The 631-nt window shown below is 58.3% G+C and carries 2 protein-coding genes; both read right to left on the bottom strand.

The annotated features are described in order from the left end of the window. The coding region (locus tag ALO43_RS23755) for an ATP-binding cassette domain-containing protein (RefSeq protein WP_162235620.1) at positions 1–191 on the bottom strand (191 nt) is incomplete at its 3' end. A 19-nt stretch (positions 192–210) separates the two neighbouring features. Further along, positions 211–631: amino acid ABC transporter permease (locus tag ALO43_RS23750; RefSeq protein ID WP_157062361.1), on the bottom strand; the 421-nt coding region annotated here is incomplete at its 5' end.

Genomic DNA, 631 nt, shown 5'->3' with positions numbered 1-631 from the left:
TCGTGGCCGTCAAACAGGATCTGGCCCTGTTGAACATCTTCAAGACGGTTGACGGTGCGGATCAGTGTCGACTTGCCCGAGCCCGAGGGCCCGCACAGCACCACCACCTCGCCGCGCTGCACTTCAGCGGTGATATCGGTCAGGGCCTGGTACTCGCCATACCACTTATTGATCCTGGAAAACATGATCATCGGATGCATTGGGCAACCCTCAATTATCGGTAGTCAAAGGCCGGGGAACAGGTGCAGGCGACACGCTGCCCTCCCGTTTGCGGGCAATCCGCCGTTCCACCACTGCGGCCAGCCGGGTCAGGCCGTAGCACAGCACGTAGTAGGTGATCGCCAGAATGAAGAACACCTGAAACGGCTTGGTCAGCAGCTGGTTATTGATCTGATTGGCGGCAAAGGTCACTTCCTGGACGTTGATCACGTAGCCCAGCGACGTTTCCTTGATGATCGAAATGAACTGGCTGATCAGGCTTGGCAATGCGTTGTACAGCGCTTGCGGCAGAATCACCCAGACCGTGGTGCGCATGTAGCCCATGCCCAGCGCGCGTGATGCTTCGTACTGACCAGCCGGCAGCGCCTGAATGGCACCGAGGATGATTTCGCACAGGTAGGCGCTCTGATAG

It is taken from the genome of Pseudomonas tremae, assembly GCF_001401155.1.
Taxonomy (GTDB): Bacteria; Pseudomonadota; Gammaproteobacteria; order Pseudomonadales; family Pseudomonadaceae; genus Aquipseudomonas; species Aquipseudomonas tremae.
The sequence above is the reverse complement of the archived record's forward strand: the minus strand, read 5'-3'. Positions and strand labels throughout refer to the sequence as shown.